The sequence below is a fragment of the Pseudomonas mendocina genome (assembly GCF_003008615.1).
Classification (GTDB): Bacteria; Pseudomonadota; Gammaproteobacteria; order Pseudomonadales; family Pseudomonadaceae; genus Aquipseudomonas; species Aquipseudomonas mendocina_C.
This window is the reverse complement of the sequence record NZ_CP027657.1, coordinates 5,259,581-5,285,082: the sequence shown is the minus strand read 5'-3', so window position 1 is coordinate 5,285,082 and position 25,502 is coordinate 5,259,581. Positions and strand designations below refer to the sequence as shown.

The window sequence follows — 25,502 nt, the reverse complement described above, 5'->3', positions numbered from 1 at the left end:
GCCGCCGGTATGCCTCTCCCCATATCCTGAGATGGAGGTCTCTATGTTCGACAATAACAACAAGACCCGACATAGCATGGCGTTGGCCGCCTTGCTGGCGTTGTCCGGTTTGAGCGGTGCGGCCTGGGCGGATGCCTATGAAGAAGCCGCGAAGAAATGGATCGCTGATGAGTTCAACCCCTCGACCCTGACGCCCGAGCAGCAGCTCGAAGAGCTGAAGTGGTTCATCAAGGCCGCTGAGCCGTTCCGTGGCATGAACATCAGTGTGGTGTCGGAAACCATCACCACTCATGAGTATGAGTCCAAGGTGCTGGCCAAGGCCTTCAGTGAGATCACCGGCATCAAGCTGCGCCACGACCTACTGCAGGAAGGCGATGTGGTCGAGAAGCTGCAGACGCAGATGCAGTCGGACAAGAACATCTACGATGGCTGGGTCAACGACTCCGATCTGATCGGCACTCATGCGCGCTACGGCAAGGCCATGGCCATCAGCGACATGATCGAAGGTGAGGCCAAGGATTTCACCTCTCCGACTCTGGATCTCAAGGATTTCATCGGCATTTCCTTTACCACCGGGCCAGATGGCAAGTTGTACCAACTGCCTGACCAGCAGTTCGCCAATCTCTACTGGTTCCGCGCTGACTGGTTCGAACGCCCGGAACTCAAGGCCAAGTTCAAGGAAATCTACGGCTACGAGTTGGGCGTGCCGGTCAACTGGTCGGCCTACGAGGACATTGCCGAGTTCTTCTCCAAGCACGTCAAGGAGATCGACGGTCAGCGTGTCTACGGCCACATGGACTACGGCAAGAAAGATCCGTCGCTGGGCTGGCGCTTCACCGATGCCTGGTTCTCCATGGCCGGCGGCGGCGACAAGGGTCTGCCCAACGGCCTGCCGGTGGACGAGTGGGGCATTCGCGTCGAGGGCTGCCGGCCAGTGGGCTCCAGTGTTGCCCGTGGCGGCGATACCAACGGCCCGGCGGCCGTATTCGCCACGCAGAAATACGTCGACTGGATGCGCCAGTACGCGCCGCCGGAAGCGCAGGGCATGACCTTCTCCGAGGCCGGTCCAGTGCCGGCGCAGGGCGCCATCGCCCAGCAGATCTTCTGGTACACCGCCTTTACTGCCGACATGACCAAGCCGGGGCTGCCCGTGGTCAACGCGGACGGCACACCGAAATGGCGCATGGCGCCGTCGCCCAAGGGGCCGTACTGGGAGGAGGGGATGAAGCTGGGTTATCAGGACACCGGTTCCTGGACCTTCCTCAAGTCCACCCCGGAGAAGCAGCGCCTGGCCGCTTGGCTCTACGCCCAGTTCGTCACTTCCAAGACCGTCTCGCTGAAGAAGACCCTGGTCGGTCTGACGCCGATCCGCGAGTCGGACATCAATTCGCAGGCGATGACTGACGTGGCGCCCAAGCTCGGTGGCCTGGTGGAGTTCTACCGCAGCCCGGCGCGCGTGCAGTGGACGCCGACCGGCACCAACGTGCCGGACTACCCTCGCCTGGCCCAGCTCTGGTGGCAGTTCATCGCCGAGGCCGCCAGCGGCGACAAGACCCCGCAGCAGGCGCTCGATGGCCTGGCCGCAGCGCAGGACACCATGCTCGGTCGCCTGGAGCGCTCCGGTGTGCTGGGCGAGTGCGGGCCGAAGCTGAACGAGCCGCGTGATCCGCAGTACTGGTTCGACCAGCCGGGTGCACCGAAACCCAAGCTGGCCAACGAGAAGCCCAAGGGCGAGACCATTGCCTACGACGAGTTGCTCAAATCCTGGGAGCAGGCACGCAACTGATCTGCAGGGCGGAAACGACAACGGCACCCTTGGGTGCCGTTGTTCGTTGTGCAGCGTTGCTTATTGGTGCAGGTGTTCGGCCGCGTGCAGGGTATTTTCCAGCAGGCCGGCGCGGGTCATGGGGCCGACGCCGCCCGGTACCGGGGTGATCCAGCCGGCGCGGGGCAGGGCGGTCTCGTACACCACGTCGCCGACCAGCTTGCCATCTTCCTGGCGGTTGATGCCAACATCGATGACGATGGCGCCTGGCTTGATCCACTCACCCTTGACCAGGCCCGGTTTGCCGGCTGCGACCACGACGATATCGGCCTGGCCGACATGGCCGGCCAGATCCTTGGTGAAGCGGTGGGTCACGGTGACAGTACAGCCGGCAAGCAACAGCTCCATGGCCATTGGGCGACCGACGATATTCGAGGCACCGACTACCACTGCATGCATGCCATAAAGGTCGGCGCCGGTGCTTTCCAGCAGGGTCATGATGCCCTTGGGAGTGCAGGGGCGCAGCAGCGGCATGCGCTGGGCCAGGCGGCCGATGTTGTAGGGGTGGAAACCGTCCACATCCTTATCTGGACGGATGCGTTCGAGCAGCAGGGAAGAATCCAGATTCTCCGGCAGCGGCAGCTGAACCAGAATGCCGTCGATGGCCGGATCCTCGTTGAGCTCGTCGATCAAGGCAAGCAGATCAGCCTGACTGGTCTCGGCCGGCAGATCATAGGCACGGGAAAGAAAGCCGACTTCTTCGCAATCCTTGCGTTTATGTGACACATAGACCTGGGAGGCAGGATCGGTGCCCACCAGGATCACAGCCAGGCCTGGCGTACGAAGGCCTTGCTGGCGGCGTTCGGCGACACGTTGGGCAATCTGCTGGCGGAGGCTGGCGGCGATCGCCTTGCCGTCGATCAGTTGTGCGGTCATTGCGCTGGTTAACCATTAATAAGGATGAAAAAAGGACGCGCATTCTCGCATGGGCGCTCACTTGGGCAAAGGCGCCCACCACTGTTTTCGCGTAACTCCTTTAAATCGCTGAATTTTTTTGAAAATTTCTGTTGACGAGGTTGGGAGGCGTCTATAACATTCGCCCCGCTTCTCAGGAACAGCCACTCGCTGGGTGAGGCGGCAAGAGCCAAGCCCTGGTGGTGAGGTTGGAGCCAAAAGCTTTAAGTCTGCGCTAGCGGATGGATAAGTGCCCGTAGCTCAGCTGGATAGAGCATCCGCCTTCTAAGCGGATGGTCGCAGGTTCGAGTCCTGCCGGGTGCGCCATTTGGCGGTCAGGCAAGCTGGGTAAGCAAATGCAATATGGTGGGCGTAGCTCAGTTGGTAGAGCACAGGATTGTGGCTCCTGGTGTCGTGGGTTCGATTCCCATCGTCCACCCCATATTCCAAAGCGCCAGGCCAAAAGCCTGGCGTTTTTGTTTTAAGCTGCAAAGCCACGCGGACGTGGTGGAATTGGTAGACACACCAGATTTAGGTTCTGGCGCCGCAAGGTGTGAGAGTTCGAGTCTCTCCGTCCGCACCATGTACAAGCCAGTATTTCCGGGGGTTGTAGCCGGATCGCTTCTCAGAAGGGAGCGTTTTGGGAACACTCTGGGAATGGTGGAACGAAAAAGGCAGCCTCTGCGGGCTGCCTTTCGTCGTTTCTGGGGCTCTGATTCAGAGCTTTAGGGCTTGCTCCAGCAAGGGGATCATGTCCGGGCCGTCCTTGCTGATGTACTTGCCGTAATGGCGTTCAAGCATGGCAATGGTGGTGTGGCCCATCTGGTCCTTGAGCCATTGCAGCGTCACAGCTCCGGTGGTCAGCAACTGGCTGGCGTAGGTGTGGCGGCAGTTGTTCGGCCCCCGGTACCGCACTTCGGCCGCTTCCAGGTGCGGGCGCCAGAATCCCTTGAGCAGCATGTCCGAGCTGCTGTGCGCTGCGTCGGTGCTGGTGCAGTGGAACACGAACCGCAGCGCCTGGCGCTTCCTGGTCTTGTTGTCACGGTCGAGCACCTCGACTTCCACCGGTTTGAGCTTCTGCGTGTGCATGGCCATCGCGTGCAGCGCCTGGAGCGCTGGCTTGAGCAAGCGCACCTCGCGGTTTGACCGCCTGTTCTTCGTAACCTTGTACACGCCACGCACTTGGCCACGGCGGAACCTCACCGTGCCGGCCTTCAGGTCGACGTCCTCCCAGGCCAGGGCGATGGCCTCCGACACCCTCGGCCCCGTCCACAGCATGAACTGAGCGAGATATAGCTCCTGGAGCTTGTCCGTGGGCGTGCTGAGGATGGCGTCGATTTCCTCACGGTCGAATGGGTCGACCTCGTCCGGGTCGGGCTGGCGGATGGTGATGCCCTCTGTCGGGTCGTGCGCCGAGCGGTTGCGCGCGCGGTACAGGGTGAATATCTGCTTCACCAGGCTGACGATCTCGCGCACGGTGCGGTTATGCAGGGACGGCATCAGCGTCTTGTGCACCCATTCCTGTAAGTGCAGGTGGTCGATGGCGTCGGCCTGTTCGTCGCCCCAGCGCGGGCGGATGTGCGTCTCGACCTTGCTCTTGTAGGTGCGGAAGCCGGATGGGGCCATCTCGTTGCGTTTGATCTCGAGCCACAGATCCATGTAGTGGCCCAGGGTGTTGGTTTTCACCCTGGGCGAGTCGGGGAAGTGGCGGGCATAGCTGAAGGTGCCCGCCTTGATTTCGTACTCGATCATGCCGACCAGGCGCTCAGCCTGGGCGACGTTTTCGGGCGTGGCGTCGCCGTTGAACGGCTCGCGGCACAGCTCGCCCTGATAACGGAAATACACGCGCACGCGGTTGCCGCGTACCTCTACACCCTTTGCCATTGCGTACCCACGCGAAACAACGAAAGGCCCAGTGTATGAGCCATTAAAAAACTCGGCCCATATGCGGGCCGAGAAGATGCAGTGCCCGATTCTTGCCAGGCGGCAGGGCGCGGGGCGGTATACTCGACCCACGCCCGCCGGCCGTGCATCGGGCAAGGATCACGGCCGTGTCGGGTGCTCCATCTATTCTTCTTGCCGCGCTGACTCTCATGGATGGGTGAAGACGACGCGGTCTTTCGGGTCGATCAGGTCGCGTTGTTTCTCCACCAAGCGGGCCGGATCGAGGCCGAGTTTTACGGCCATGGCTTCGGCGGCGTGGCGGGCGCTGATGGTGTTGCTGGCGGTGCGCTTCTCGCCTTTGACGGTGGCCACGTAGGTGCCGGTGGCGTAGCGGCAGCGGATTTCAACGGCCATAGCGGCGGCGCTCCTGTTTGGCGAGGCGTTTGGCGGCCAGTTCGGCCATGAAGGCCGACCACTCGGCCTGCTTGGTTTGCTGGCGGGTGCGGCTGCATTTGGCGTGCTTGCCGGTTGAGCGGGGCTTGCCGCAGATGTCGCAGATGCTGGGCAGGTCGAGTCGGTGACTGGCCAGGGTTGGGCGTGTGCGCCGCCCCGGTGTGGTAGCCTTATCGGCGCTGACTTCTTGGTTTTTCACTTGCATGGTGGTTCTCCTTGGGGTTGGTTGGCCCTGGTGAGTTGCCGCTCACCGGGGCCTTTCTTTATGCCGCCACGTAACCAGAGGCGGTCTTGCTCAGCAGGCCGGCTTCTGTGGCCTGCTGCATCAGTCGGGTGGTTCTTTCGCTGCCCATCCTCAATTCCTTCGCGACCTGCCTGACGGCCAGCTTGGTGCCGCTTTCCGTGCGGGCGATCAGTTGCAGCAGGTCAGCCGGGAACGCTTCATCTGTTGCGGCTTCTGGCTGCGTTTTCGCGTGTTCCTGGGGGCGTTCCTCGGGGCGTTTCTGGCGTTCCGGCGCAGTAGCGCGCGCGGTTTCGGTAACGGGTACGGGGCGCAGTGCGCTGAGGATCAGTGCTGGCACCACCTCCAGCGCCAGGGCGAAGCCGAGGCAGAGTAGGGTGGCCAGTTCCAGCGGCAGGCCTGCCGCCTTGGCCGGTTGGCTGCGCAGGGCGGTGAGTTCCTGCGATGCGGTGTCGCGGCGTACCTGGGCGGCGGTGCGTTGGGTGTCGATGCGAGTGAGGGCGGCGCTTTCCAGCTCCAGGGCGCGGCTGACCATGCCGCGCTCGCGCAGGGCGTTGGCCTGGTGATGCACGGCGGCCGCTTCGGCGTCGAGCTGCTCGATGCGGGCGGCGTCGGCCTGGCGCAGCTCCAGTAGGTCGGCCTGGCGTTGTTCGTGTTGCGCCTGGTGTTCGGCCTGGCTGGTGATGATCGAGGACATAAGCCGGTCGTAGGTGGCCCAGCCAGAAACGGTGCCCAAGGCCAGGGCACTGGCCATCATCAGCAGCGCGGCCAGGATGCGGCGGGCTGCCAGCAGCATCAGGGCGAGCGGCCACGCGGCGTACTTGAATAGATCCAGCACCACGGCGGCCGAGGCGAACAGGGTGGCCAACACGGTGTTGTCGATCAGCGCGGAAATGGCCATCGCCACCGACGTGGCCGTGACGCCGGCGAGGGCGGCGACCATGGCCAGCAGCGGCCAGCGGTGGTGGGGTTGTAGGTGCATGGTGGTTCTCCTTGGGGTAGCCCCGCCGAGTTGCCGCTCGACGGGGCTGGAGTGGGTCAGCTACTGAGTGGGTCGAAGGCGAACTCGCCAGATTCGGCGAAGGCCTGCAGGTGTGGCAGTAGTTGGCGCACCTGTTCCTGGCTGATGTGCATTCGGCTGCTGACTACGGCGCCCACTGGCAGCTTCACGGGCTGCCAGCCCTTGCCAGATTCCATGACCTGGATGGTGGGGCTGGTGACGCCGAACCAGCAGAACACTTGGTCGCCCATCAGGCTGCTGATCTGAAGTGAGCATCTTTCGCCGTACTCATCCTCGAAGAGGATGATCGGGAAACCACGGTCGGTGACTTTGCAGGCGAGGTCTTTGCTCATGATTGCGCTCCCTTGAACGCCTCGACAGCCGCTGCGTACTCGGAGGGGAGAATCTCGACCGCGCCCTCGATCCAGCCGGAGGTGGGTTTGCCGGCGGCGACTTTGGCCAGGTGGTCGGCCTCGTCGATCGAGAAACCCAGGAGGAAGTAAGCCGTGCCCTGGTGCTCGAACGTAACGCCACCACACAGGAGCAGGTTGCCGGTGTTGACGCCGAGGCGATCCCAGTAGCTGTGTACGTCGATGCGAGGCGGGTAGTTTTCGCGCCAGAGGGTGAGCAGGCGCTCATGCTCGACGCGTATATCGGCGCGCTCTTTCTTTTCGGTGCCCTTGGGGATGACGGGCTTGGTGCGCAGTTCGCGGTAGCCCCATTCGTCAGGGCGGCGCCAGTGCACATCGAGCGCCTTGTCTGCGCTGAGTTTCACGCCGCCGGCGTAGTTGCAGGTGATGGTGCCAAACAATGCGCCAAGCGCGGCGGATTTCGCGCGTAGCTCGGCCTTGGCCTGGTACAGCTCTTGAACGATGGCCACTGTGGCCGGTGCGGTGGATTTGTAGTGGTGCTGCATGGTGGTTCTCCTTCGGATGGTGCCCAGGCGTTGCCGCGCCTGTGCGGTTGGGTCAGTGAGCGACGGCCAGCAGGGCGTCAGGCGCTGCGCTGCACGCGGCGAACAGGACGAACATGGCCAGGCCGCTGAAAATCAGCGTCCAGACCGTGCTGGTGGGGGTGTCGTTGCTGGGTTGCATGGTGGTTCTCCTTCGGGGTTATGCCGGCGTTGCCGCGCCGGCTTTGGGGTGCTGCTGGAAGATCCAGCACTTCACGGTGGGGGACTTGAAGACGGTGAGGTTGTTGCGCTTGGCCTGGTGCTTGCGCACGGCGCTGGCCACTGCGACGTTGGCGTCGACGAACTTGCGGGAGCGGCTTTCCTTGAGCAGGTCGCGCAGCACGTTGATGTCCGGCAACTTCTGCTTGTGCTCCTGGGCGCGTTCGTAGAAGTCGTTGAGGTTGATGGCGATTTCGCCCTTTTCCGCGTTGTTGCTGTGGTTGACCACCGGGCCTTCGCCGTCCAGGCCTTCGAGGAAGTCGAACACTTCCCAAAATTCGGCCACGTGCTGGTGGTCGGCGCTGATCGATGCTTGGCGCTCCAGGGCCATGGTGATGATCTGCCGTTGCGTGGCGCTGACCTGGGCGTCGCTGATGGGCGCAACCTGGCGCAGGCAGTGCAGCAGGGCCAGCAGCATCGCGTGGTTCTTGCTGATGCGCTCGACGCGGATGTAGCCGCGCAGGGTGTTGCCGCAGTTCGGGCAGGCGTGGCTTTCGTTGGCGGTGGCGTAGGGCGTCTCGCACTGCCAGCAGTGGGTGTGCAGGCGGCGCAGGCGCGATTCATAGCCGGGGAAGTACTCGGCGAAGGCGTCCAGCACGCCGGCTTCTGCCTTGATGGCCAGCAGCAGGAAGTGGCTGAGCATGTCGCCGTCCAGGGCGTTGAGTTTGTCCGCCGCTGCACGGCTCTCCGGCGTTACCTGGGGGCGCACGAAATGCAGCTTGCAGATGCGCGTCATGATCGCTTCGTGTGCCACTACGGCCGCGTTCTGGCTGATGGCGATGGTGCCGCGAAAGGGCGGCTCGTAGGTTTCGTTGCCCGCTGTTTTCACGCCCTTGGTGGCCAGGGTGCCGCCGCCGAAGAAGTCTTTCAGCTCGTCCCATTCAAAGGTTTTGGCGTGGGGTTTGTCGTCGCTGTGGCGGTCGGCCTCCAGATACACCACGGGCATGCCGGCCACCTGACCCATGAGGCGCGAGCGACCTGCTTTGGTGGATTTCATCGGGTCGAAGCCCTCGTAACCGGGGCGGCCGAGCAACTTCCACAGCAGGTTGAGCAGGGTGGTTTTGCCGGCGCCGGCCTCTCCGGTCGCCTCCAGGAAGGGGAAGGACTGCCAGCGGGCGCGAATCTGTTCGCAGAACAGCGAGCCAAAGAACCACACCAGGGCCACCGCACCCTGGGCGCCGAAGCACGTCCAGAGCAGCTCGAACCATTCGCTGCTGTAGGCCTTCGCGTCGCGGCTGGGTCGGATGGTGACGCCTTTTTGCAGGGTCTTGATGCGCAGCTTGCCGAACTCGAAATAGTCCTCGGCGTTGGCCTCGTAGACCTGGCCGTCCTTGACGGCGATATCGCCATACACGTAGCAACCGTGGTCGCGGCTGTAGCCCACAAAGTCGATGGTTTCGACGGTTTTGATGCCGTAGGTCTGCAGCTTCATGATCTTTTCGAGCTGCTGGCCGGTACCGGTAAACATGGCGCCGGCGGCCATGCCAAGCAGGCGCTTTTTGAACTCGCTGGCGGCGGCGATGTGGGTGGCGGTGAAGGTGTTCTTGACGCTGGGCGCGCCGTGGGGGAAGTCGACGCGCAGGTAGTACCAGGATTCGTCGGTGATCTCGTTGCGCTGGAAGTACAGGGCTTCGAAGTAGCAGTTGGCGATTTCGTTGACGCTGCCGGACAGGCGCAAGGCGCGTTCACGGATTTGCGCGTTGCTCAGCTCGCGGTGTTCGCCCTTGTCGTCGCCCTCGATCGCCTGAACGGCCTTGTTGTATTTGTCCAGGTCGAGCGACCACCAATACAGGCGGTTGTCGAAGCCGAAGTGGAACTCGCGCCACTCGTTGCGCTGGTACATGAGCAGGCCTTTTTCCGAGGCGCTGTCGGCGATCAGCAGGGCGCCCTGGTAGCGGGCTTCGTCCAGATCGGCCGCTACGCGCTCTGCACGCTGTTCGGCGTCGTCTATGAAGGCCCAGCGCTGGTGCAGGTCGTTCCAGTCCACTTTTTTGCCGCGCTGGGGGATTAGCGCGGCCTCGCAGGTGAAACCGAGTGCACGGGCCTGGGCGACCCATTTGCGGGTGTAGCTGCGGGCTACGGGCTCGTTGTCCAGCGCCCAGACCAGGGTGGGCAGGCAACGGTCAGCGTCGATGCAGGCCTGTTTCAGCTCGCGGAGCGATTGCTCGGGGAAGGCGTTGCAGCTCATGGCCGAGACGGCCGGCACGTCGTGGTGCAGCAGGGCGATGGCGTCGAAGATGCCCTCGACGATATGCAGCTCGTCCAGCGTGGTGAGGTCGAGCGACGGCGGGCACCACCAGACACCCTTGTAGCTGGCACCGGGCGCGAAGCGGGCCTTCTGCTTGCCGAAGCGCTCGGGGCGGTCGATCAGGCGTTCCCAGTAGCCACCTTTGGCCAGCGGGAAGCGCACGGTGGCGCTGCCGAAGCCGAGCTCGCGTGACCAGAAGTTCTCTTGGGTGAACCAGCCTTCGATCAGCTCCATGCGGAAGCCGCGGGCGAATTCCAGGTAGGCGCGGGCGGTGGCGTTGGGTTGCTGGTCGGTGGCCGGTGCGCGCTCGCTCCAGTCGTTGAACAGGTCGTCGTAGAGGTCTTTGACGTGGTACTGCGCGCCGCATTTGCCTCGGCCGCAGATCAGCAGCCAGGGCGAGTCGGTGAATGTGTACAGCTCGGGCTTGCCGCAGGCCGGACACTTGCCCTTGCGCATGTACTGGGTGCCACGGATGGGCTTGAGGCCGGGGTAGTCGCGCTGGATACGGGTGACGATCTCGTCGCGCAGTTTGGTTTGCATCTGGCTCATGCTGCTGGGCCTTGTTGGGAGACGTTGAGCGCGGCTTGCAGCGCGCCGATGGTGCGTTTGTGGCCGGCTAGGGCCGGGTAGTCGGTGAGGATGCGTTGGCTACGAAGGCCTGCCGGCACCTCGCGGTAGCGGTCGGCGTACCAGTGCAACTGCATGCCCTGGCGCAGCTCTTCGCGCAGGCTGGTGAGCAGTGCCTGGGCCTCTGGCTTGGGCATGTGCAACTGGATGTCGACGGCGTCTGGCATGGCGCAAACCTCGAATGCTGGGTGCAGCTCCCCCTTACCCACGCAAGGCGGGCAGGGGCTGGGTGGTGCGTTTATGGGTGGAAAGCGGGCGGCGGTAGCTCACTGATGGCCAGGGCCACCAGGCGTGGGGCCATGAACAGTGGTACGTCCAGTTGATGCACCAGGTGGCTGGTGGTGCGCTCGATCAACTGGGCGTCATCGCCTAGGTGTTCGGCCTGGTGCTGTTGCAGGTAGCTGAGCGCCTGGGCCTGCATCTGGCTGCGGTAGTCGTGCGGCAGGGGCTGGACGGCATTCATGCGGTGGCCTCCATGGCATCGAGCAGGTCGAGCTGGTCGGTATTCGGCTGGCTGTCGCGCAGCGCCTGCATGCGTTGCACCGAGGGGGCGATGGGCAGGCTGATACGTGGCTTGTCCAACCCGCTGGGGCTGAGCGCGTAATCCCAGGTGAGCGAGCCGGTATAAGTGGCGCCACAGGCCAGGTTGCAGCACTGCGCGTACATGGTCTTGAAGGTGGGCGTTTGCGTTTCGCTGTTGCGGATGCGCATACGGCTGCCGCAGGCCGGGCAGAGGCATTTGTAACCGCCGCTGTTGGTGGTCATGGCTGGGGCTTCCTGTGCAGGGCGAGGATGGCGCCGACTTCAGCGTGGCGCGCGGCGATGTGCTGGCGGTGGGCGGTGATGATGCTGGCCAGCTCGGCTTCGTCGATTTGCCCGTCTTCCAGGGCTTTGAGGATCATCGCGTCGACCTTGCCGCGCTTGACCGCGGTGCCCATGGCGCGGGCCAGCAGGTCGATGTTGTCTGTGTCTGCCGGCTCGGGCATGGCGACGTACACACCGTTGTAGAGGCCGGTGAGGTAGTCGGGCAGATAGGTGGTGCCGGCGACCTTCTCCAGTTGCAGCACCTGTTCGTCCGTCAGCGGGCGGTGGCCGGGGTTCTCGTACAGCTTGTTATCGAACTGCTTGAGATCCAGCCCTAGGCAGGTGGCGGCGCATTCGCGGCCACCTGGGAAGGCGGCCACCACGGCCAGCACCGCACGACGACGGCTATCAAGAATCGGGCGCTTCATCTTCTCGTTTCCCCCATTGGCCAGGCCCACTACTGTGCGACCGTGCCTTCCTTGATGCCGAGCAGTACGGCAGCGCGGTGGGCTTTGCCGCGCAGGCACTTTTTCTGCCCGTTGAGCACGGCGTAGACGGTGGACTCGTCGAGCTGGTTTTTCTCGGCCCATTCCCGGATGGAAATACCGATAGCGGCAAGGCGGGCGCGGGCGGCCTGGCGTGCTTGCTCTGTGGGGTAGGCGTTCGGCATAGTTCTGTTTCGTGTGATTTCGTGTGATTAAGGCGGAGTATTTCCCATGAATGTGGGAATGTCAAATGCCGTTGGAGACATTTGTGGGAATAGGCGAGCGCCTGAAGGAAGAACGCGAGCGTATCGGGCTGAACCAAACGGAGTTCGCAGCTAAGGCCGGAGCTTCGAAAAACAGCCAGTACAACTACGAAAAGGGCGAGCGCAGCCCTGATGCTGCTTATCTGGCTGCCGCTGACGAAATGGGCGTTGACGTGCTCTATGTCGTGACCGGGCGGCGCACGCCTGAGGCCTCCAGTAGTTTCAATGGAGACGAGGTAGACCTCGTCGAGCACTACCGCCAGTTGCCCGAAGGCGACCGGCACCACACCCACAAAATGGTTACTGCCTTGGCCGAAATGGCCAGACGGTATGACGTGAAGAAGTAAGCACAAGTAGGGGAAAACACATGGATGCGTTGGTAATGCTGGTGGCGCTAGGTGCGCTTGTTGGGGTTTGGTTCTGGCTAGCCAGAACGATGCGCAACAAGGGCAGCGGGTGGTTCATCAGGCACTTGGCAGGGAGCTTTGCCGGCTCGTTTGCGTTCATGTTGCTGGTCATGGTTGCGGTAGGCACTGGGCTGATTACCGCTGAGCCGAAAGAGGAACTTGCGGCCACAGGCACTGACAAGACCTCGACCGTTAAGGCCGAGTCGCTCAAGCCGATGAAGTTTGCCTCGGTCACGCAGATGATCGATGACAAGGCCGATTTCTCTGAGGAGAACGGCACCTTCAAGGTGATAACCAGCGAGCCGCTGCACATCCAAATGGCCACTCAGGTTGTCGCGAACGATCTGGACGAAGTGAAGCTCGCGGAGGTGCGCCGTGTCGCGCTCTATGGCGTTTACCGCACGCTGATTCACACCGATGCGCCCAGCGTCCACGTCAGTGCGTTGCCGATGGAGGTGACGCTCAATCCGTACTCAGCTCGCTACCTTGACGCTCCTAAAGTCGAGATCACTGTGACTCGCGATGAGGCTTTACAAGCTGTCGCCGGGTTGATTGACGTTTCTTCGCTGGACGATCTGGTGACGCCGAACGCTGATCTGGGCATCCAGTTTGATAAGTGGTCGAAGCCTTTCGAGGCACTGTATTTCAAGCCGGAAGGGCAAAAAGCGCTCGTTGCTGCGCTGCAGAGTCAATAGCGAAATGCGGGAAAATAGTAGCAGTGAGGGCTGTAACCTGTGGCTGTAATTGGCTAAGGCAAAACTAAGGTTGATTTTTCTTAGATGAAAACATTTCTAATTGCAGTTCCGATAGCAGCCTTACTTGTCTCCTATTTTATTGCTGATGCTGATCTGACTTCGTTTCAATTAAAGTATTTATCAATTTTTGGCACCGTAGGGACCCTGCTGGGGTTGTGCTATACCATTGTTCAGGTTTCATTGGTTAAGAAAGAGTCGGTGATTATTGCTGGTGCCGCAGAAGAGACAAAAAAACAAGTATTGCTTCTGGCATGTGTGGCTGACTGGGCGAGGGGCGTGAAGGTCGCACAGGAAATTCAGATACATTGCAGGAATGGCAAGCGTGAGATAGCTATTCCGCGCCTTCAAGAGTTAAAGCAGATTTTATATGATATTGCTCATTCTTCAGACTCAAGCCTAAAAAGTCATGGTGACGACGCTGGGAGGCAGATTGTTCGTTTGAATCTGGTTATTAATGGCTTTGAAAAAGATCCCGCAACTGGGATGAGTAGTCACGAAATTGCGAATGTTAATGAAATTCTGGAAAAGACAATAGATCTACTTTCCCAGATTCAAAGTATCACGAAGAATAAAGGGTGATTTGTGGACGAAAAAATTAAACATCTCGTATTGAAGTTGACTGAAAAGACACTTTCTTCTCTTTTGAATTGGGATAAAACATCTAGAGATAAGGAGTTTATCTGTTCGGTGGGTGAGAACTCGTTGACTGTGGATAGATATTGGTCGCGAAATGAGTGGGGTGAGGAGAATGAGCTCGTTATCGACATATGTATTCTAAATAAGGATGGTCAGCAGGTTGATCGATATTACTGCACGGATGATGAAATTAATGAATTCCGCATTTTAGAGTCGCTCCACAGTGCCGCTCATAGAAGGTATTACAAGATTGATGAGATTATTGATGACCTTATTGTGAATTTGGATCGAATCGGGGAGTAGAAATATTGCTCTTCCTAGAGCCCCGTCGCATAGCTAGTGAGTGCTGTAGCGTTAAGCATTACAGCATTCTCCAATAATCGACTACGCTTCAGGTTGCCAGGACGGCACCACCCTCGAAAAGGAGTTCGACCATGCCCATTCTTCGCTATCTCGCAGTTGCCCTCGCATCCGCGCTGATGGCCGCTTATGCGGCCATCTGGTTTGTCGGCCCCGCCCCGCTGGAACGCACCACCATTCCCCCCTTGCGCATTGCCCTGGGCGACAGCCTTGTCGTTTGGGGCGGCTGGCATACCGTTGAGGGCTACGACCACGGCGTGGCCAATGGCGTGCAGATCATCTGCAACCGTGAGCGCCAAACCTGTCTGGAGGCCTATGCCTCGTTGCTGAACCATACGCAAGGACGGGATCTGGAGGCGCAGGCGTTCGACTATGAGGTGACCACCTGGGACGAACAGCGCCTGGTAGCCATCAACAAGGACGGCATGGGCGAATGCCTTGATCGCATTCTGCATGTTGACCTGGTGGGCGAGGGCGCCACGCTACAGTGGCGCCCAGGCGCTGATGACTGCCAAGTCGATACCGGCAAGGCCGTGTTGGTGGGCGACCCGCTATGAGTGACCTCCCATCGGTTGGCGTTGCTAGGTTGGGTACTCGATAATACTGTATAGCTATACAGTATTCTTGAGAGCCATCATGCCCTTGACGCTTCTCGGCCGCCTGGCGCTGCCCAGCCGGCCTTTGCCGTTGTTCCTGTGCCGGGTTTCTGCCGGCTTCCCTTCGCCTGCTGAAGACCATGTAGACGCCAACCTGAGCCTGGATGACCTGTGCGTGCAGCACCCCGCGGCCACGTTCTTTCTGCGCGTGCGGGGCGACAGCATGCGCGACCTCGGGGTATTCGACGGCGATATCGTGGTGGTGGATCGCTCGATCGCTCCGCGTGTCGGCATGGTGGTGGTGGCGCTGGTGAATGGCGCCTTTACCTGCAAGCAGTTGGGCGGCCAGGGCGGGCGCCCGGTGCTGCATGCGGCGAACCCGGCCTACCCGGATATTCACCTGAGCGAGGGTGAAGAGCTGGAGATATTCGGCGTGGTGACCAACTGCATCCATAAGCTGCCAGGTGTGTGATGCCGACCTTTGCCCTGGTGGACTGCAATAACTTTTACGTGAGTTGCGAGCGGCTGTTCCGGCCGGACTTGCGCAGCGTGCCGATGGTGGTGCTGAGCAACAACGATGGCTGCGTTGTGAGCCGCAGCAACGAGGCCAAGGCGCTGGGCATCGGCATGGGGGAACCGTACTTCAAGATACGCGACCTGGTGCGGGAGCACGGGGTGCAGGCATTCAGCAGCAACTACGCGCTGTATGGCGATATCTCGGCGCGCGTGCAAACGGTGCTGCGTGAGATGGCGCCGCGCATTGATGTTTACTCGATCGACGAATGCTTCCTTGACCTGGCCGGGCTCGGCCTACCGCTGGCCGCCTATGGCCGGCATGTGCGGGCCGAGGTGTTACGCCTGGCGGGTATGCCTGTCGGTGTGGGCATCAGCACCACGAAAACCTTGGCCAAGCTGGCCAACTGGGCGGCGAAGCGGCGTAGCCAGAGCGGGGTGGTGGTGGCGACTCGGCCTGAACAGCAGGCGGCGCTGTTGAAGGACGCACCCTTGGGCGAGGTGTGGGGGGTAGGCCGCAAGCTACAGGGCCACCTGGGGGCGATGGGCATAAACACGGCGTGGGATCTAGCGCAGCAGGACGCCAAGACGATGCGTAAGCAGTTCTCGGTGGTGCTGGAAAAGACGATTCGCGAGCTGCGCGGCGAGCCGTGCTTCGCCCTGGACGAGGGGCCGGAGCCGAAACAGATGATCACCTGCAGCCGCTCGTTTTCGAGCCGGGTGACGGCCTTGGCGCCGCTGCGCGAAGCGGTGGCCACCTACGCCTGCCGCGCCGGCGAGAAGCTGCGAGCGCAAGGCGATGTGTGCCAGTTGCTGCAGGTGTATATCCGCACCGGGGTGTTTAACCCGGACGAGCCGCGCTATGCGCGCACGGCAAGCGTGCCGCTGCATGCGCCGAGCAATGACTCGCGTGACCTGGTGCAGGCGGCGCTGGCCGGCCTGGAGAGCATTTACCGCGACGGCTACCGGTACCAGAAAGCCGGGGTGATGCTGATGAACCTGGCCAGCCCGGGGCAGGTACAGGCCGATCTGTTCGCGCCGGCGCCACGGCCGCGCAGCGCTGAGCTGATGGCGACGCTGGACAAGATCAACCACACCATGGGGCGCGGCACGGTGCGCCTGGCGCGTGTGCCGGCGTTGGGCGGGTGGTCGATGAAGCAGGAGCTGCGTTCGCCGCGCTATACAAGCCGCTGGGGGGATTTGCCCGAGGTGCGCTGAGAGCCCCGGTTTATGCGGGGTTGCATATTTCAGAAGGGCGGTAAGGTTTTCGGACAACTGCCAATGACGGAGTATGCAGATGAGTAGTGATGTTCGAGAGGCTGCGGCCGGTCAACCCGAGGATCAGGGTGTGCAGCCCTTGCAGGAGTGGGTAACGCCAGAGGAACGGCTATTGCTGCGGTTCTACCGCCAGCTCGACCAGGGCGAACAGGCGTTTATGCGTCGTGCGATCGAAGCGCTGGCGACGCGAGATTCGCCCAGGTGAAAGAAGAAGCCCCGCTGAGTGCGGGGCTTGCTACATTGTTACGGCTGAGAAACGACCGGCGCGCCGTAAGTAGTATTTAACTTGTCAGCGGTAGCCCATGTTTGAGTGCAAAGTACTCGATCGAAGATATAGCTCTTCTCCTTGTCAGGAATTGCAATGAGTGCTTTCCCATACTCCAGGTATGCGATTTTGGCGCCTTTTATATTCTCGACTCCGCAAGTCTTTGCTTGTATATGGAAACTCGCGCTGACCAGCTGTTCTCTAACTTTTTGATCTGCCCAGTTAGAGCTAAGTATAAAGCTGGCGATACTTAAAGGTGCGATTGCCAGCATTGAAAATCCAAGCGCTACTGCATAGCCGCTAGTAAAATCTGCAAGGTGATCTATTTTTGTGGGCGTGCTTAGAGGAGAGCAGGGGGAGCTTGTGCTGGCTTTACGGCTCCTGTTGGATGGTAGGAAAAGCGTAATAATGTAGAACACAAGCGACCAGATTGTGATTGCGAATACACAAGCTACCGGTGTCATGATTAGTGTGAGTCTTGTTAAAGCCGTTGGAAGCTCGCTTGCTCTGACACCCGTCAGGTCATTGATGATGCCCTCTGCAAAGCTAGTTGCCATTGAATAGTTTATTGCAGCCGAAATGCTAATGATGGCAGTGAAGAATAGTGCGTACTTCTTATAGATTTTTCTGATGGTTTCGGAGAAAAATATAAATATCACCGATATTGTTGGTAGTGCTGCTAAGGCTGATGTTGCAATGGCTTTTGCTATTGTGCTGTCGTTGTTGATATATTTTGCGTATGCGGCGGCGGGGGCGGAAAATAAAATGACTAGAACTAAAAGGCCAAAGTATCTGTTTTCAGTGCTGGCATACTTGAGTCGGTTGAAAAGAAATCCCAAAGGACTGAGATGGGCGAAGCCTTGCCTTTTTGCATAAAGGCTTATTGCGGCTAGTAGTAGTGGGAAATATACATAAAAAGTTAGAATGGAAAATCCTGCTTCCATGTGCATGCCTATCCGAAAAGTAGTGATGCTGATGCGCAATACTGTGTGACTGTGCTGTTCTGGTGCTGTCCGCTAGATAGCTGTCTAGCTGGACTTCTTGATGGCGCTCAATAGATCTACGATTCCTGGCATCGTAGGCCCAGATTCATTCACTAACAATCCTGTCTCGGCCCGGCTAAACAGGGACTGAAGAATGATCACGCGAGCATCATCTTCGAGAGATGTTTCTTTACTGAGCGAAAGATAAAGGTGGGTCAGCTGTAGTCTTTCTTCTGCGTCACGCTGCAGATGGAACTCACTAAATGCCACACGGGAGAGAACTCGGGATAGGAATGCCAGCGTAGAAATCATGGCGACGAATATTAACAGACCTTCGATATGGCTCAGTGAGACAGGTGTTCGCTCTCCTGCCAGCCAAATGGAAAAGAAAATTCCAAAGCCCACTATCGAAGAAATTAGCAGTGCGAATAGCAAGACGAAAAAAATAGTGCCGCGCACCCAGTGAGTCCGGGACTTTTCCTCCCAGTAGTTGGCAGGTCCTTTGAGCCGGAGATGCTCTTGATAGGTCGCCTCCAGATGGCTCAGGCTTTCTTTCCAAAGGGTGTTTTGTCTGTGAAGTTGGTTGTCTAGTTGGGTGCGCTGTTTTTCGGCTGATTTGAATATCCGTTCCTTGAGGCTGTTGACCTCGTCAATTGAATTACTCAGCTCTTGAATGTGCTCTCTTGTTAGGTTAAGGGTTGTTTCAATACTTTCAGGAAGGATTTTTCTTATTGTGAGCTCATTGGCTGCGAAGACACCTGGTGTAGATGATTTCTCTATGGATGTGTAGTAGAAGTCATCGCCATATGTTTGTTCTGTTTCATATAGTTTAAGCCATTTTCTGGCGAACTCAGAGCTGCTTAATAGCCAGCGCGATCTGATGCCCTCTTTTAGGTTCAAAAGCTCAGGGGTGTTTTCGTATGCTCTTTTGCCGGCCAGCTTTTGAAACAAAATCTCAATTTGCTTAGCGGACTGTAAAATTTCTGTGAGACTTTGTCCGCAATGTTTTCCGCCGTATCCTCGGTAGTCATTACGAGGGGGATATTTTTCCTGAATATCTTGCCAGAACTTAACTTCTTTTCGCGCGAACATCTTGAACGACTTCTGAGACGCAAATTTCTTCACTTCCCCTCGTGCGTCAATCAACTCAATGAACATAGATGTATCCCTACAGTCGTGGTGGCGTAACGCTACCTTTCGTGGGGCCGACTGTCTATGTGTCGTTCAACCGCGCTACCTCGCGCTTAACCGCCCGCTGGGCGCTGGCCTTGCTCTCGTAGAGGTGGGTGAGGCGGCGGGGGTTGGTCTGGTCGCCTTCGGTGAGCTGGTGTTGCTTGCCGGTTTTGGCGTCGCGGTACCAGGCGACGATGCCGGTATAGGTGTCGCTCTGCTCGGCGAGGCCGGCGATGTCTTCGCCGTGCGGCAATTGTGATTCCAGCTCCAAGGACGTGGTGTAGCTGTCGGGCGTGAAGCTGTGGCGGATGTTGCCGCCGAGCCAGATGATTTCGGCAATCTCGGTCTTGATGCCGGTGAGGCTGTAGGTCTGATCGGGGATGAGCTCCGGCCGGCCCTTGGCCAGGGTGTAGCTGAGCGTGGCGGTGCCGCGTTGCAAGCGGTTGAACTCGGCGCGGGCGGCCTGCAGGGCGCTGGCCTGGTCGGTGTAGCTGTGGCGCAGTTCCTTGAGGTTGTCACCGGCGCCGGCGATGGCCTCTTTCTTGTCCGCGCTGTTCACGTCGTAGTAGTAGGCCTTTACGCCGGTGTAGGCGTCGCGGTCGGCTTGTAGAAAGCGGTGTTGGTCGCCGTCTGCCCTGGTCAGGGTGACGTGTGGCAGGGCCAGGCCGCTGGCGGTGGTGGCCTTGCCGGTGGGCATGAACAGCAGCCGGCCGGCCTTTACGGTGGCGATGGCGTCATGCTCGCGGCCGAGGCGGCTGAGCAGGTTGGCGTCTGACTCGTTGGCCTGGTCGAGGTGGGCAATGTTGATGGCGGCCAGGCCGGCGCCAACCAGTGGGGTGAGGCCGTAGGCGGTGGCGATGGCGCTGATGATGAAGGCCAGCGGCGTGCCGTCCCATGAGCGTTCGCGTTTGACCTTGAGGCCGCCGCGCATGTCGGCGCTGCGGGCGCGAATGCTGAGGGTGTCCGGCGCGCCGCTGTGCTCGGTTTCGTCAACGGTGTAGGTGCCTTTGTCGACCAGGCCGGTATCACTCCAGCCAAGCCACAACTCAAGGGTGGCGCCGCGTGGCGGGATGGCGAGCAGGCCGTCGTGGTCGCTGAGGCTTATGTCGAGCTGGTCAGCCTCCAGCCCGCGATTGTCCGTCAGCTCGATGCTGATAAGGCGGGCCTCGATCGCGTTGGTTATGTCGGTGCCGTTGACCACCAGGCGGCAGATGGGGCGCGGGTAGGCCGTGAGGTCGCGGTAGCCGTTGGCGGCGCGCTCGAGCATCTGCTCGGCTTGGCTGAACAGGCTCACAGCAGCCCACCGAGTACGCCGCGCAGGGCGCCGCCGAGGATGCCGGTGAGGCTGCCGAGCATGTCGGTGCGGCCGTCGTCGATGCGCTTGAGGTTGATGGTGAATTCGTAGCGGCGTGGGGTGCCGTCTTCGAAGAATATTTGCTGCGTTTCGCTGATGCTGGTGATAACCCATGCGCCGTAGATGCGGCCGGTACCGCCGACCAGGGGCCAGGCTTTACCGGTGTCAGCCATCATGCGCAGGGTGTCGAGGCTGAGCGGCGAGCCGACTAGGCCGGGCAGCAGGGTGCCGGGCAGTGTGATGGTGTCCTCCCCCCTGCCCAGGTACTGGCTGGCGGGGTTGGTGCCGATGCGGCTGGTGGAGCCGTGGCGCCACTCGGTGGAGCGCTGCAGCTCCTGGTACGCAATGGTTGGCAGGCCAAAGGTGAACATGCCGAGGGCCATCATCATGGCGGGTGCTCCTGGTTAATCAATCCTGGTCTGACAGTGCGCTGCGGCTGCGGGCCTGTTGGGCGCGCTGGATCTTGGCCACTTCGGCGGCCACCTGGCGGGCGAGCTGCTGCTCGTCCATGCCTGGCGCTGCATGCACGTTGATGACGATGGGGGCTGCCTGTTGCACCTGGGCGCCACCGACCGGGCCGCCGGCGCCGAGCGGCGGGCGGTTGTCCATGGCGATGGCGCTGCCGGCCGCGCCGAAGGTGATGGCACCAGCGGCAGCCAGTTGCTTGCCCAGGCCGAGTACGGCGTCGAGCGGGCCGCCCTGGCCACCGACAAGGCCTTTTTCCAGCCCTTGCATGGTGAAGCCGCCCAGCTCGGCGAAGACGCGCGACGGGGAGTGGATGCCGAGCAAGCCCTTGAACTTGGTGACGACGCCCTCTGCCACGCCGCCAATGGCCGATGCGAGCTTGGGAAACATGCTGGTGAAGCCGTTGATCAGCCCCTGGATGATGTTGCCGCCGAGCTCGCTGAACTTGGTGGGCAGCTCTACGCCGAAGTAGCTCATGACTGTGGCGAAGGCGCGATAGAACAGGCCCAACGGGGAGAAGTTGAGAATGAGCGCGGTGATGCCGCTGAAGCCGCCGGCAAACCCGGCCTTGATCTCTGCCCACAGGTTGGCGATGCCCTCGGTGACGCGCGGCCACAGGCTTTGGAAAAAGGGGACGATTCGATCCCAGTTTTCGTAGATCAGCGCGGCGGCCGCCAGGGCGGTGATGGCCAGGCCGATGGGGTTGAGCATGAGGGCGCGGCCGAGCCACACCAGCACTCCACCGACCGCCTTGAGACCTGCCACAGCGCCAAGGCTTTTAATGCCGAGCAGCATCATGGCGTAGCGCACCATGGCGAAGGGGCCGAGGATCGAGGCGAGCATCAGCGTCAGGCCGCCCATGGTGGCCATGATCAGCCCCAGGCCGGCGACCATCTTGAGTATCTGTGCGGTGAGCTTGGGGTTTTCCTTCACCCAGACGCCAAGGCGGCCGACCATTTCGGTGAGGCCCTGGACGAACTCGCGCAGCGCGCCGTTTTGCTGGTCAAACAGCTCGATGCGTACCTCGTCGAGGCCGGAGAAGAGTTCGTCCAAGTCGCCGGTGAGGTTGTCGGCCATGATCTTGGCGGTTTTGGCGGCGGCCCCGGCGTTGTTCTCGACTACTTCCAGGTACTTGAGGATGCCACCGGCGCCGGCCTGGTGAATCAGTTCGGCCATACCGGCGGCGGGCTCTTCGCCGAAGATGGCCTTGAAGTATTCCAGCCGATCACCGTCTCCGAGTTTCTCGGTGGCCTTGGCGACTTCGCCCAGGACAGTGGTGATACCGCGGATATTGCCCTCGGAGTCCTTGGCGCTGATGCCGAGTTCCTTCATGGCTTTTTGGGCCGGGCCTACGGGGGCTGCCAGGCGCAGCAGCATGGCGCGCAAGGTGGTACCGGACTTGGTCGCCTGAATGCCGACGTTGCCGAGCAGGCCGGCCATGGCGGCGGCCTCTTCAAGGCTCATGCCTGCCGTGGCCGCTACAGGGCCGACGTATGACATGGTGTCGCCGAGCATCTCCAGGTTCATGTTGGAGGTGGTGAACGCCTTGGTGAGTACGTCCGCGACGCGGCCCATTTCGCTGGGGTCAATGCGGAATCCGCCGAGGATGTTGGAGGCAATGTCAGCGGTGCGGCCGAGCTCCATATCGCCGGCCTTGGCCATATCGAGCAGGCCGGGCATGGCGGCCATGATGTTCTTCGGCGTGAAGCCTGCCATGGCCAGGAACGCCTGGCCTTGCGCTGCGTCTGTGGCGCTGAACATGGTTTCGGCGCCCAGCTTGCGGGCCTGGGCGCGGATGGCTGCGAGCTGCTCGTCGGCTTTGTCTAGGCCTGTGAGGGCCTGCACCTTGCTCATGGTGGTGTCGAACTCAAGGCCCGGCGCCAGTACGGTACGCAGGCCGTAGAGGATGCCGCTACCGGACGCCAGGCCAGCCGCGCCGGAGCCGGCCATGCTGCCGGCGAGCTGCTGGGTTTTGTCGTACTGTGCGCGGGCCTGGGCCAGGCGTTTGGTCTGCTGGCTGAGCGCCTGCATGCGCTTGGTCTGGTCGGCAATGCTCTTGTTGGTGTGCTCGATGCGACCCCGGAGCTCGCGCTCGTGCGTGCTCAGGTTGCGGGTGCTGATGCCGGCGGCGTTAAGTTTGTTACGCAGGCCCTGGAGCTGGGTCTGTTGCTCCTGGTGCTCGCGCTTGAGCTTGGTAGCCTCGCGGATGGCGCCCTGCAGGTCGCGTTGCATCTGGCGCGTGGGCACGCCGTTGGCAGCCATCTGGCGGCCGAGTTCCTTGACTCGGTCGCGGGCTTGCTGGAGTGATTGCTCGGTTTGCCCGGCGGCGGTGCGCAGGGTGCGCCAACTGCTGATGTCGCGCTGTTGGGCCTGCATGGCCTTGAGCTGGTCGCGGGATTCCTTGAGTGCGCGACCCAGCCCAACGCTGCCCTGGGTGATGGCGCGAATGGGGCGGGTGGCACGGTCAATCGCCTGGAGGATGACCTCCATTTTCAAATCATTGGCCATGCTGCCGCTCCCAACGCTTTCTGGCTTCTTCGCGCCAGTCGATCAGTTCTGCCAGGCCGAATGCGTCCATGTCGGCCGGCGCCCAGTGAAAGACCATGGCGATGTCCGCCATGGCGTCGTCTACGCGTCGAGGACAGCTTCCCTCGCCGACTTCTTCAGCAAAAAAACCGCCACCTTGCCGGCGCAGTCGACGAGGTCGGCTGGGTCCATGTTGCCGATCTCGTAGTCGGTCAGGCTGGGGGTGGTGATGCGCGGCAGCACTTTACGCAGTGCGAGCACGTCCATTTGCAGCAGGTCGGTGAGGGCGACGCCGCGCAGCTCGCCGGATTTCGGCTTGCGCAGGACGATTTCGTTGATGGTCTGGTTGCCGCGCACGATGGGGGTGTCGAGCGTGACGGTGGCCTCGTTGGGGTTCTTGGCCGGGGCGGCCTCTGCGGCGGCCGAATCCTGCTTTTTCTCGTCGTTGTCCATGGGTGGGCTCCTTCGGGTGTAAGGGCCGGCGCACGCTGCGGGGCAGCGCTGCCGGCATCGGGGGTGGGTTATGCGGGTTACAGGCCGATGTTGCGACGGTGCGCTTCTAGCAGGTCGGTGCCGTCGACGATGAAGACGAAGTTGAGGAGGTCGATTTCGATGATGTCTTCGCCGTCTACGGTGAGCTTGTAGTAGCTGCAGGTGACGGTGATTTCGTGCTCGGTGTCTTCGCCGGGGGAGGCGTCGCCGAAGCTGATTTCCTCATGCCGGCCACGCACGACGACTTCGACGGCGCTGACTTCGCCGGTGTCGTCACGTTGAACGGAGCCCATGAAACGCAGCATGACGCCATCGGCGCGAACAGCGCCGTACTGCCGCAGGGTGATCAGTGCCCAGCCGCCAAGGGTGTAGCTGAGCTGGATGCCGTCATCGCCCATGCCGAGGTCGGCTTTTACCGGGCCGTCCATGCCGGCCCCGCGGAAGGCTTCCAGCTTGCGGGTGAGGTTGGGCAGGGTGACGGTCTTGGCCTCGCCTTGGTGACTATTGCCATCGTTGAAAATGTTCATGTGCTTGAGCTTTTTGGGCAGCGCCATGGTGGTGCTCTCCTACGGCGCGGCCGGGGCCGCGCGGGTGAATGGGTCAGGCCTTCACGCTGTCGGCGAAGTTGATGAGGTAGCGGTCGGTGATGCGCTGGCGGAGGGTGAGGTCTTCGAGCGGCGGCACGGGGGTGTAGTCGTAGTCGAGGAACAGCTTGCCGGCCTTGAGGGTGTCCTTGTCGTTGGCGTCTTCATCGAACCAGCACTGGCCGTCGATGATGTAGCCACCGGTTTTAAGCTCGCGGAACTTGGCGTTGATGCCGTCGATGATGTCTTTGACCAGGCTGCCGTGCATGGGCTTGTCCACGGCCCAGAAGTGGGCCTCGGCCATGGTGTCGGCCAGCACCTGGGCGGTGCGGGTGTAGTTCTCGAAGGCAAACAGCGGGTCGGCGCTGGTGGTGCGGTTGCCCCAGAAGCGGAAGCCGTCGCGGCGAATCAGGGTGGTGACTTCGCTGGCGTTGAGCAGGCCGGCATCGGTGGCGGGGTTCTGCAGGTCCCAGTAGATGTCGCGGGACAGGCCGGTAACGCCGTTGACGGCGACGTTGGACAGGGTTTTGTGCCAGCCGACCTGCTGGTCGATCTTGGCGCGCAGGCCGAGGGCGCGGGCTACGGCTGCGGCCGGGGCGTTGCTGCTGGTGGCGGTGTCCCAGTTGATGAAGTCGGGCCAGATGAGCATGAGCTCGCGCGAGCCGAAGCCCTCACGGTAGGCGATGGCCTCGGATACGTTGTCGGCGCCCCAGGCGCTGGCGTAGGCGAAGGCGCGCATTTGCTCGGCAATGGTGGCCAGCTCGGTGGTGACCGGCAAGTTGTCGAGCCCCGGCACGCCGAGGATGCGCGGGCGCACGCCGAGCTGTGCCTCGGCCGCCATGAGCGCCTTGAGGCCGGTGTACTGGCCGCCAGCGGTGACGCCGCCGATGATCTTGGTGGTTTGGTCGGCCTCTTTGGCGGCGGCGTCTTCGCCTTCGCCATCCGCTACGCGAACCACAACGGTGACGGGCTTGGTCTGGTCGGCGATGGCATCCAGGCTGCGGGCCAGGGTGCCGAGCTCGCCGGCCTTGCCGGAGGCGGTCAGGACGTTGGTGAGCAGTACGGGTTTGTTGAGCGGGAAGACCTCGGGGTCGGCATCGCTGGCAGTGCAGACCATGCCCACCACGGCGGTGGAGATCGTGCGGATGGGGCGAGTGCCTTCGTTGATTTCGAGGACGCGCACGCCATGGTGAAATTCGGTGGACATGGGCTAGCTCCTG

General features: G+C 61.3%; 31 protein-coding genes and 3 tRNA genes. 11 read left to right on the top strand and 23 right to left on the bottom strand.

The window, feature by feature from the left end:
• Positions 1 to 43: 43 nt before the first annotated feature.
• Positions 44 to 1,786, top strand: coding sequence for an ABC transporter substrate-binding protein (locus tag C7A17_RS24485; protein WP_106741641.1), 1,743 nt, complete (start codon positions 44 to 46; stop codon positions 1,784 to 1,786).
• Between the two features lie 60 nt (positions 1,787 to 1,846).
• Here the strand turns inward: C7A17_RS24485 and folD are convergent, their stop codons facing one another.
• The gene (gene folD, locus C7A17_RS24480; protein WP_106741639.1) at positions 1,847 to 2,701 is read right to left on the bottom strand and encodes a bifunctional methylenetetrahydrofolate dehydrogenase/methenyltetrahydrofolate cyclohydrolase FolD; all 855 of its coding nucleotides are present in this window, start codon (positions 2,699 to 2,701) and stop codon (positions 1,847 to 1,849) included.
• Between the two features lie 268 nt (positions 2,702 to 2,969).
• Between folD and C7A17_RS24475 the strand changes: the two genes are divergently transcribed.
• The 3 genes from C7A17_RS24475 to C7A17_RS24465 all read left to right on the top strand — a co-directional run bounded on the left by C7A17_RS24475 (position 2,970) and on the right by C7A17_RS24465 (position 3,302).
• Positions 2,970 to 3,046: transfer RNA gene (locus C7A17_RS24475), tRNA-Arg, on the top strand.
• Positions 3,047 to 3,085: 39 nt separating this feature from the next.
• Positions 3,086 to 3,161: transfer RNA gene (locus C7A17_RS24470), tRNA-His, on the top strand.
• 56 nt (positions 3,162 to 3,217) lie between these two features.
• A tRNA-Leu gene (locus C7A17_RS24465) sits at positions 3,218 to 3,302 on the top strand.
• A gap of 134 nt (positions 3,303 to 3,436) precedes the next feature.
• Here C7A17_RS24465 and C7A17_RS24460 read toward each other — a convergent pair.
• The 13 genes from C7A17_RS24460 to C7A17_RS24405 form a co-directional block, all read right to left on the bottom strand.
• A complete protein-coding gene (locus tag C7A17_RS24460; protein WP_106741636.1) occupies positions 3,437 to 4,603 on the bottom strand; it encodes an Arm DNA-binding domain-containing protein in 1,167 nt (388 codons plus the stop codon).
• Positions 4,604 to 4,810: 207 nt separating this feature from the next.
• On the bottom strand, positions 4,811 to 5,017 hold the full coding sequence (locus tag C7A17_RS24455) for a hypothetical protein (RefSeq protein ID WP_106741633.1): 207 nt from the start codon (positions 5,015 to 5,017) through the stop codon (positions 4,811 to 4,813).
• Positions 5,007 to 5,261 (bottom strand): hypothetical protein, encoded by a 255-nt coding sequence (locus tag C7A17_RS24450; RefSeq protein WP_106741631.1) that lies wholly within the window; start codon positions 5,259 to 5,261, stop codon positions 5,007 to 5,009. The genes C7A17_RS24455 and C7A17_RS24450 overlap by 11 nt, the downstream gene beginning before the upstream one ends.
• Before the next feature lie 58 nt (positions 5,262 to 5,319).
• Positions 5,320 to 6,279: a hypothetical protein gene (locus C7A17_RS24445; RefSeq protein ID WP_106741628.1), complete on the bottom strand. Its 960-nt coding sequence runs from the start codon at positions 6,277 to 6,279 to the stop codon at positions 5,320 to 5,322.
• Between the two features lie 56 nt (positions 6,280 to 6,335).
• Positions 6,336 to 6,650, bottom strand: coding sequence for a hypothetical protein (locus C7A17_RS24440; protein ID WP_106741626.1), 315 nt, complete (start codon positions 6,648 to 6,650; stop codon positions 6,336 to 6,338).
• Positions 6,647 to 7,213: a hypothetical protein gene (locus C7A17_RS24435; RefSeq protein ID WP_106741623.1), complete on the bottom strand. Its 567-nt coding sequence runs from the start codon at positions 7,211 to 7,213 to the stop codon at positions 6,647 to 6,649. Before C7A17_RS24435 ends, C7A17_RS24440 begins: the two co-directional genes overlap by 4 nt.
• A gap of 52 nt (positions 7,214 to 7,265) precedes the next feature.
• Positions 7,266 to 7,391 carry a hypothetical protein gene (locus tag C7A17_RS27220; RefSeq protein WP_267895732.1) on the bottom strand — a complete coding sequence of 42 codons (126 nt, stop codon included), beginning with the start codon at positions 7,389 to 7,391 and terminating at the stop codon, positions 7,266 to 7,268.
• A gap of 18 nt (positions 7,392 to 7,409) precedes the next feature.
• Entirely contained in the window at positions 7,410 to 10,256 is a 2,847-nt protein-coding gene (locus C7A17_RS24430; RefSeq protein ID WP_106743159.1) for a toprim domain-containing protein, read from the bottom strand.
• A gap of 5 nt (positions 10,257 to 10,261) precedes the next feature.
• On the bottom strand, positions 10,262 to 10,510 hold the full coding sequence (locus C7A17_RS24425) for a hypothetical protein (RefSeq protein ID WP_106741620.1): 249 nt from the start codon (positions 10,508 to 10,510) through the stop codon (positions 10,262 to 10,264).
• Positions 10,511 to 10,581: 71 nt separating this feature from the next.
• Entirely contained in the window at positions 10,582 to 10,806 is a 225-nt protein-coding gene (locus C7A17_RS24420) for a hypothetical protein (protein WP_106741618.1), read from the bottom strand.
• Entirely contained in the window at positions 10,803 to 11,108 is a 306-nt protein-coding gene (locus C7A17_RS24415; protein ID WP_106741615.1) for an ogr/Delta-like zinc finger family protein, read from the bottom strand. Before C7A17_RS24415 ends, C7A17_RS24420 begins: the two co-directional genes overlap by 4 nt.
• Positions 11,105 to 11,575, bottom strand: a complete 471-nt coding sequence (locus C7A17_RS24410) for a YmfL family putative regulatory protein (protein WP_106743157.1) — start codon at positions 11,573 to 11,575, stop codon at positions 11,105 to 11,107. The genes C7A17_RS24415 and C7A17_RS24410 overlap by 4 nt, the downstream gene beginning before the upstream one ends.
• Before the next feature lie 29 nt (positions 11,576 to 11,604).
• Complete coding sequence (locus C7A17_RS24405; RefSeq protein WP_106741612.1) at positions 11,605 to 11,817, bottom strand: helix-turn-helix domain-containing protein; 213 nt, start codon at positions 11,815 to 11,817, stop codon at positions 11,605 to 11,607.
• 83 nt (positions 11,818 to 11,900) lie between these two features.
• Between C7A17_RS24405 and C7A17_RS24400 the strand changes: the two genes are divergently transcribed.
• The 7 genes from C7A17_RS24400 to C7A17_RS24365 all read left to right on the top strand — a co-directional run bounded on the left by C7A17_RS24400 (position 11,901) and on the right by C7A17_RS24365 (position 16,645).
• Complete coding sequence (locus tag C7A17_RS24400; RefSeq protein ID WP_199796463.1) at positions 11,901 to 12,242, top strand: helix-turn-helix domain-containing protein; 342 nt, start codon at positions 11,901 to 11,903, stop codon at positions 12,240 to 12,242.
• A gap of 20 nt (positions 12,243 to 12,262) precedes the next feature.
• Positions 12,263 to 12,997, top strand: a complete 735-nt coding sequence (locus C7A17_RS24395; protein WP_158704705.1) for a hypothetical protein — start codon at positions 12,263 to 12,265, stop codon at positions 12,995 to 12,997.
• 84 nt (positions 12,998 to 13,081) lie between these two features.
• The gene (locus tag C7A17_RS24390; protein WP_106741604.1) at positions 13,082 to 13,636 is read left to right on the top strand and encodes a hypothetical protein; all 555 of its coding nucleotides are present in this window, start codon (positions 13,082 to 13,084) and stop codon (positions 13,634 to 13,636) included.
• A 491-nt stretch (positions 13,637 to 14,127) separates the two neighbouring features.
• Positions 14,128 to 14,610 carry a hypothetical protein gene (locus C7A17_RS24380; protein WP_106741599.1) on the top strand — a complete coding sequence of 161 codons (483 nt, stop codon included), beginning with the start codon at positions 14,128 to 14,130 and terminating at the stop codon, positions 14,608 to 14,610.
• Between the two features lie 79 nt (positions 14,611 to 14,689).
• A complete protein-coding gene (locus C7A17_RS24375; RefSeq protein WP_106741596.1) occupies positions 14,690 to 15,121 on the top strand; it encodes a LexA family protein in 432 nt (143 codons plus the stop codon).
• Positions 15,121 to 16,380 carry a translesion error-prone DNA polymerase V subunit UmuC gene (gene umuC, locus C7A17_RS24370; RefSeq protein ID WP_106741593.1) on the top strand — a complete coding sequence of 420 codons (1,260 nt, stop codon included), beginning with the start codon at positions 15,121 to 15,123 and terminating at the stop codon, positions 16,378 to 16,380. Before C7A17_RS24375 ends, umuC begins: the two co-directional genes overlap by 1 nt.
• Before the next feature lie 79 nt (positions 16,381 to 16,459).
• Positions 16,460 to 16,645, top strand: coding sequence for a hypothetical protein (locus tag C7A17_RS24365; protein WP_106741591.1), 186 nt, complete (start codon positions 16,460 to 16,462; stop codon positions 16,643 to 16,645).
• Positions 16,646 to 16,683: 38 nt separating this feature from the next.
• Here C7A17_RS24365 and C7A17_RS26855 read toward each other — a convergent pair whose 3' ends face one another.
• The 9 genes from C7A17_RS26855 to C7A17_RS24320 form a co-directional block, all read right to left on the bottom strand.
• Positions 16,684 to 17,649, bottom strand: coding sequence for a hypothetical protein (locus C7A17_RS26855; protein ID WP_158704704.1), 966 nt, complete (start codon positions 17,647 to 17,649; stop codon positions 16,684 to 16,686).
• An 84-nt stretch (positions 17,650 to 17,733) separates the two neighbouring features.
• A complete protein-coding gene (locus C7A17_RS24355) occupies positions 17,734 to 18,846 on the bottom strand; it encodes a DUF6161 domain-containing protein (RefSeq protein WP_106741586.1) in 1,113 nt (370 codons plus the stop codon).
• A 55-nt stretch (positions 18,847 to 18,901) separates the two neighbouring features.
• Positions 18,902 to 20,128 carry a phage late control D family protein gene (locus C7A17_RS24350; protein ID WP_106743154.1) on the bottom strand — a complete coding sequence of 409 codons (1,227 nt, stop codon included), beginning with the start codon at positions 20,126 to 20,128 and terminating at the stop codon, positions 18,902 to 18,904.
• 23 nt (positions 20,129 to 20,151) lie between these two features.
• Positions 20,152 to 20,604, bottom strand: coding sequence for a phage tail protein (locus C7A17_RS24345; RefSeq protein ID WP_106741583.1), 453 nt, complete (start codon positions 20,602 to 20,604; stop codon positions 20,152 to 20,154).
• 19 nt (positions 20,605 to 20,623) lie between these two features.
• Entirely contained in the window at positions 20,624 to 23,188 is a 2,565-nt protein-coding gene (locus C7A17_RS24340; protein ID WP_106741581.1) for a phage tail tape measure protein, read from the bottom strand.
• The gene (locus tag C7A17_RS24335) at positions 23,178 to 23,300 is read right to left on the bottom strand and encodes a GpE family phage tail protein (protein ID WP_106741578.1); all 123 of its coding nucleotides are present in this window, start codon (positions 23,298 to 23,300) and stop codon (positions 23,178 to 23,180) included. The genes C7A17_RS24340 and C7A17_RS24335 overlap by 11 nt, the downstream gene beginning before the upstream one ends.
• An 8-nt stretch (positions 23,301 to 23,308) precedes the next feature.
• Positions 23,309 to 23,659, bottom strand: a complete 351-nt coding sequence (locus C7A17_RS24330) for a phage tail assembly protein (RefSeq protein WP_106741576.1) — start codon at positions 23,657 to 23,659, stop codon at positions 23,309 to 23,311.
• A 77-nt stretch (positions 23,660 to 23,736) separates the two neighbouring features.
• Positions 23,737 to 24,252 carry a phage major tail tube protein gene (locus tag C7A17_RS24325; RefSeq protein ID WP_106741573.1) on the bottom strand — a complete coding sequence of 172 codons (516 nt, stop codon included), beginning with the start codon at positions 24,250 to 24,252 and terminating at the stop codon, positions 23,737 to 23,739.
• Between the two features lie 46 nt (positions 24,253 to 24,298).
• Positions 24,299 to 25,489 (bottom strand): phage tail sheath protein, encoded by a 1,191-nt coding sequence (locus tag C7A17_RS24320; RefSeq protein WP_106741570.1) that lies wholly within the window; start codon positions 25,487 to 25,489, stop codon positions 24,299 to 24,301.
• Positions 25,490 to 25,502: the final 13 nt, after the last annotated feature.

Bases quoted from the DNA above. Each gene is read 5' to 3' on its own strand.
- C7A17_RS24485 (WP_106741641.1), top strand. From the start codon at position 44: ATGTTCGACAATAACAACAAGACCCGACATAGCATGGCGTTGGCCGCC.
- folD (WP_106741639.1), bottom strand. From the start codon at position 2,701: ATGACCGCACAACTGATCGACGGCAAGGCGATCGCCGCCAGCCTCCGC.
- C7A17_RS24460 (WP_106741636.1), bottom strand. From the start codon at position 4,603: ATGGCAAAGGGTGTAGAGGTACGCGGCAACCGCGTGCGCGTGTATTTC.
- C7A17_RS24455 (WP_106741633.1), bottom strand. From the start codon at position 5,017: ATGGCCGTTGAAATCCGCTGCCGCTACGCCACCGGCACCTACGTGGCC.
- C7A17_RS24450 (WP_106741631.1), bottom strand. From the start codon at position 5,261: ATGCAAGTGAAAAACCAAGAAGTCAGCGCCGATAAGGCTACCACACCG.
- C7A17_RS24445 (WP_106741628.1), bottom strand. From the start codon at position 6,279: ATGCACCTACAACCCCACCACCGCTGGCCGCTGCTGGCCATGGTCGCC.
- C7A17_RS24440 (WP_106741626.1), bottom strand. From the start codon at position 6,650: ATGAGCAAAGACCTCGCCTGCAAAGTCACCGACCGTGGTTTCCCGATC.
- C7A17_RS24435 (WP_106741623.1), bottom strand. From the start codon at position 7,213: ATGCAGCACCACTACAAATCCACCGCACCGGCCACAGTGGCCATCGTT.
- C7A17_RS27220 (WP_267895732.1), bottom strand. From the start codon at position 7,391: ATGCAACCCAGCAACGACACCCCCACCAGCACGGTCTGGACGCTGATT.
- C7A17_RS24430 (WP_106743159.1), bottom strand. From the start codon at position 10,256: ATGCAAACCAAACTGCGCGACGAGATCGTCACCCGTATCCAGCGCGAC.
- C7A17_RS24425 (WP_106741620.1), bottom strand. From the start codon at position 10,510: ATGCCAGACGCCGTCGACATCCAGTTGCACATGCCCAAGCCAGAGGCC.
- C7A17_RS24420 (WP_106741618.1), bottom strand. From the start codon at position 10,806: ATGAATGCCGTCCAGCCCCTGCCGCACGACTACCGCAGCCAGATGCAG.
- C7A17_RS24415 (WP_106741615.1), bottom strand. From the start codon at position 11,108: ATGACCACCAACAGCGGCGGTTACAAATGCCTCTGCCCGGCCTGCGGC.
- C7A17_RS24410 (WP_106743157.1), bottom strand. From the start codon at position 11,575: ATGAAGCGCCCGATTCTTGATAGCCGTCGTCGTGCGGTGCTGGCCGTG.
- C7A17_RS24405 (WP_106741612.1), bottom strand. From the start codon at position 11,817: ATGCCGAACGCCTACCCCACAGAGCAAGCACGCCAGGCCGCCCGCGCC.
- C7A17_RS24395 (WP_158704705.1), top strand. From the start codon at position 12,263: ATGGATGCGTTGGTAATGCTGGTGGCGCTAGGTGCGCTTGTTGGGGTT.
- C7A17_RS24390 (WP_106741604.1), top strand. From the start codon at position 13,082: ATGAAAACATTTCTAATTGCAGTTCCGATAGCAGCCTTACTTGTCTCC.
- C7A17_RS24380 (WP_106741599.1), top strand. From the start codon at position 14,128: ATGCCCATTCTTCGCTATCTCGCAGTTGCCCTCGCATCCGCGCTGATG.
- C7A17_RS24375 (WP_106741596.1), top strand. From the start codon at position 14,690: ATGCCCTTGACGCTTCTCGGCCGCCTGGCGCTGCCCAGCCGGCCTTTG.
- umuC (WP_106741593.1), top strand. From the start codon at position 15,121: ATGCCGACCTTTGCCCTGGTGGACTGCAATAACTTTTACGTGAGTTGC.
- C7A17_RS24365 (WP_106741591.1), top strand. From the start codon at position 16,460: ATGAGTAGTGATGTTCGAGAGGCTGCGGCCGGTCAACCCGAGGATCAG.
- C7A17_RS26855 (WP_158704704.1), bottom strand. From the start codon at position 17,649: ATGGAAGCAGGATTTTCCATTCTAACTTTTTATGTATATTTCCCACTA.
- C7A17_RS24355 (WP_106741586.1), bottom strand. From the start codon at position 18,846: ATGTTCATTGAGTTGATTGACGCACGAGGGGAAGTGAAGAAATTTGCG.
- C7A17_RS24350 (WP_106743154.1), bottom strand. From the start codon at position 20,128: ATGCTCGAGCGCGCCGCCAACGGCTACCGCGACCTCACGGCCTACCCG.
- C7A17_RS24345 (WP_106741583.1), bottom strand. From the start codon at position 20,604: ATGATGATGGCCCTCGGCATGTTCACCTTTGGCCTGCCAACCATTGCG.
- C7A17_RS24340 (WP_106741581.1), bottom strand. From the start codon at position 23,188: ATGGCCAATGATTTGAAAATGGAGGTCATCCTCCAGGCGATTGACCGT.
- C7A17_RS24335 (WP_106741578.1), bottom strand. From the start codon at position 23,300: ATGGCGGACATCGCCATGGTCTTTCACTGGGCGCCGGCCGACATGGAC.
- C7A17_RS24330 (WP_106741576.1), bottom strand. From the start codon at position 23,659: ATGGACAACGACGAGAAAAAGCAGGATTCGGCCGCCGCAGAGGCCGCC.
- C7A17_RS24325 (WP_106741573.1), bottom strand. From the start codon at position 24,252: ATGGCGCTGCCCAAAAAGCTCAAGCACATGAACATTTTCAACGATGGC.
- C7A17_RS24320 (WP_106741570.1), bottom strand. From the start codon at position 25,489: ATGTCCACCGAATTTCACCATGGCGTGCGCGTCCTCGAAATCAACGAA.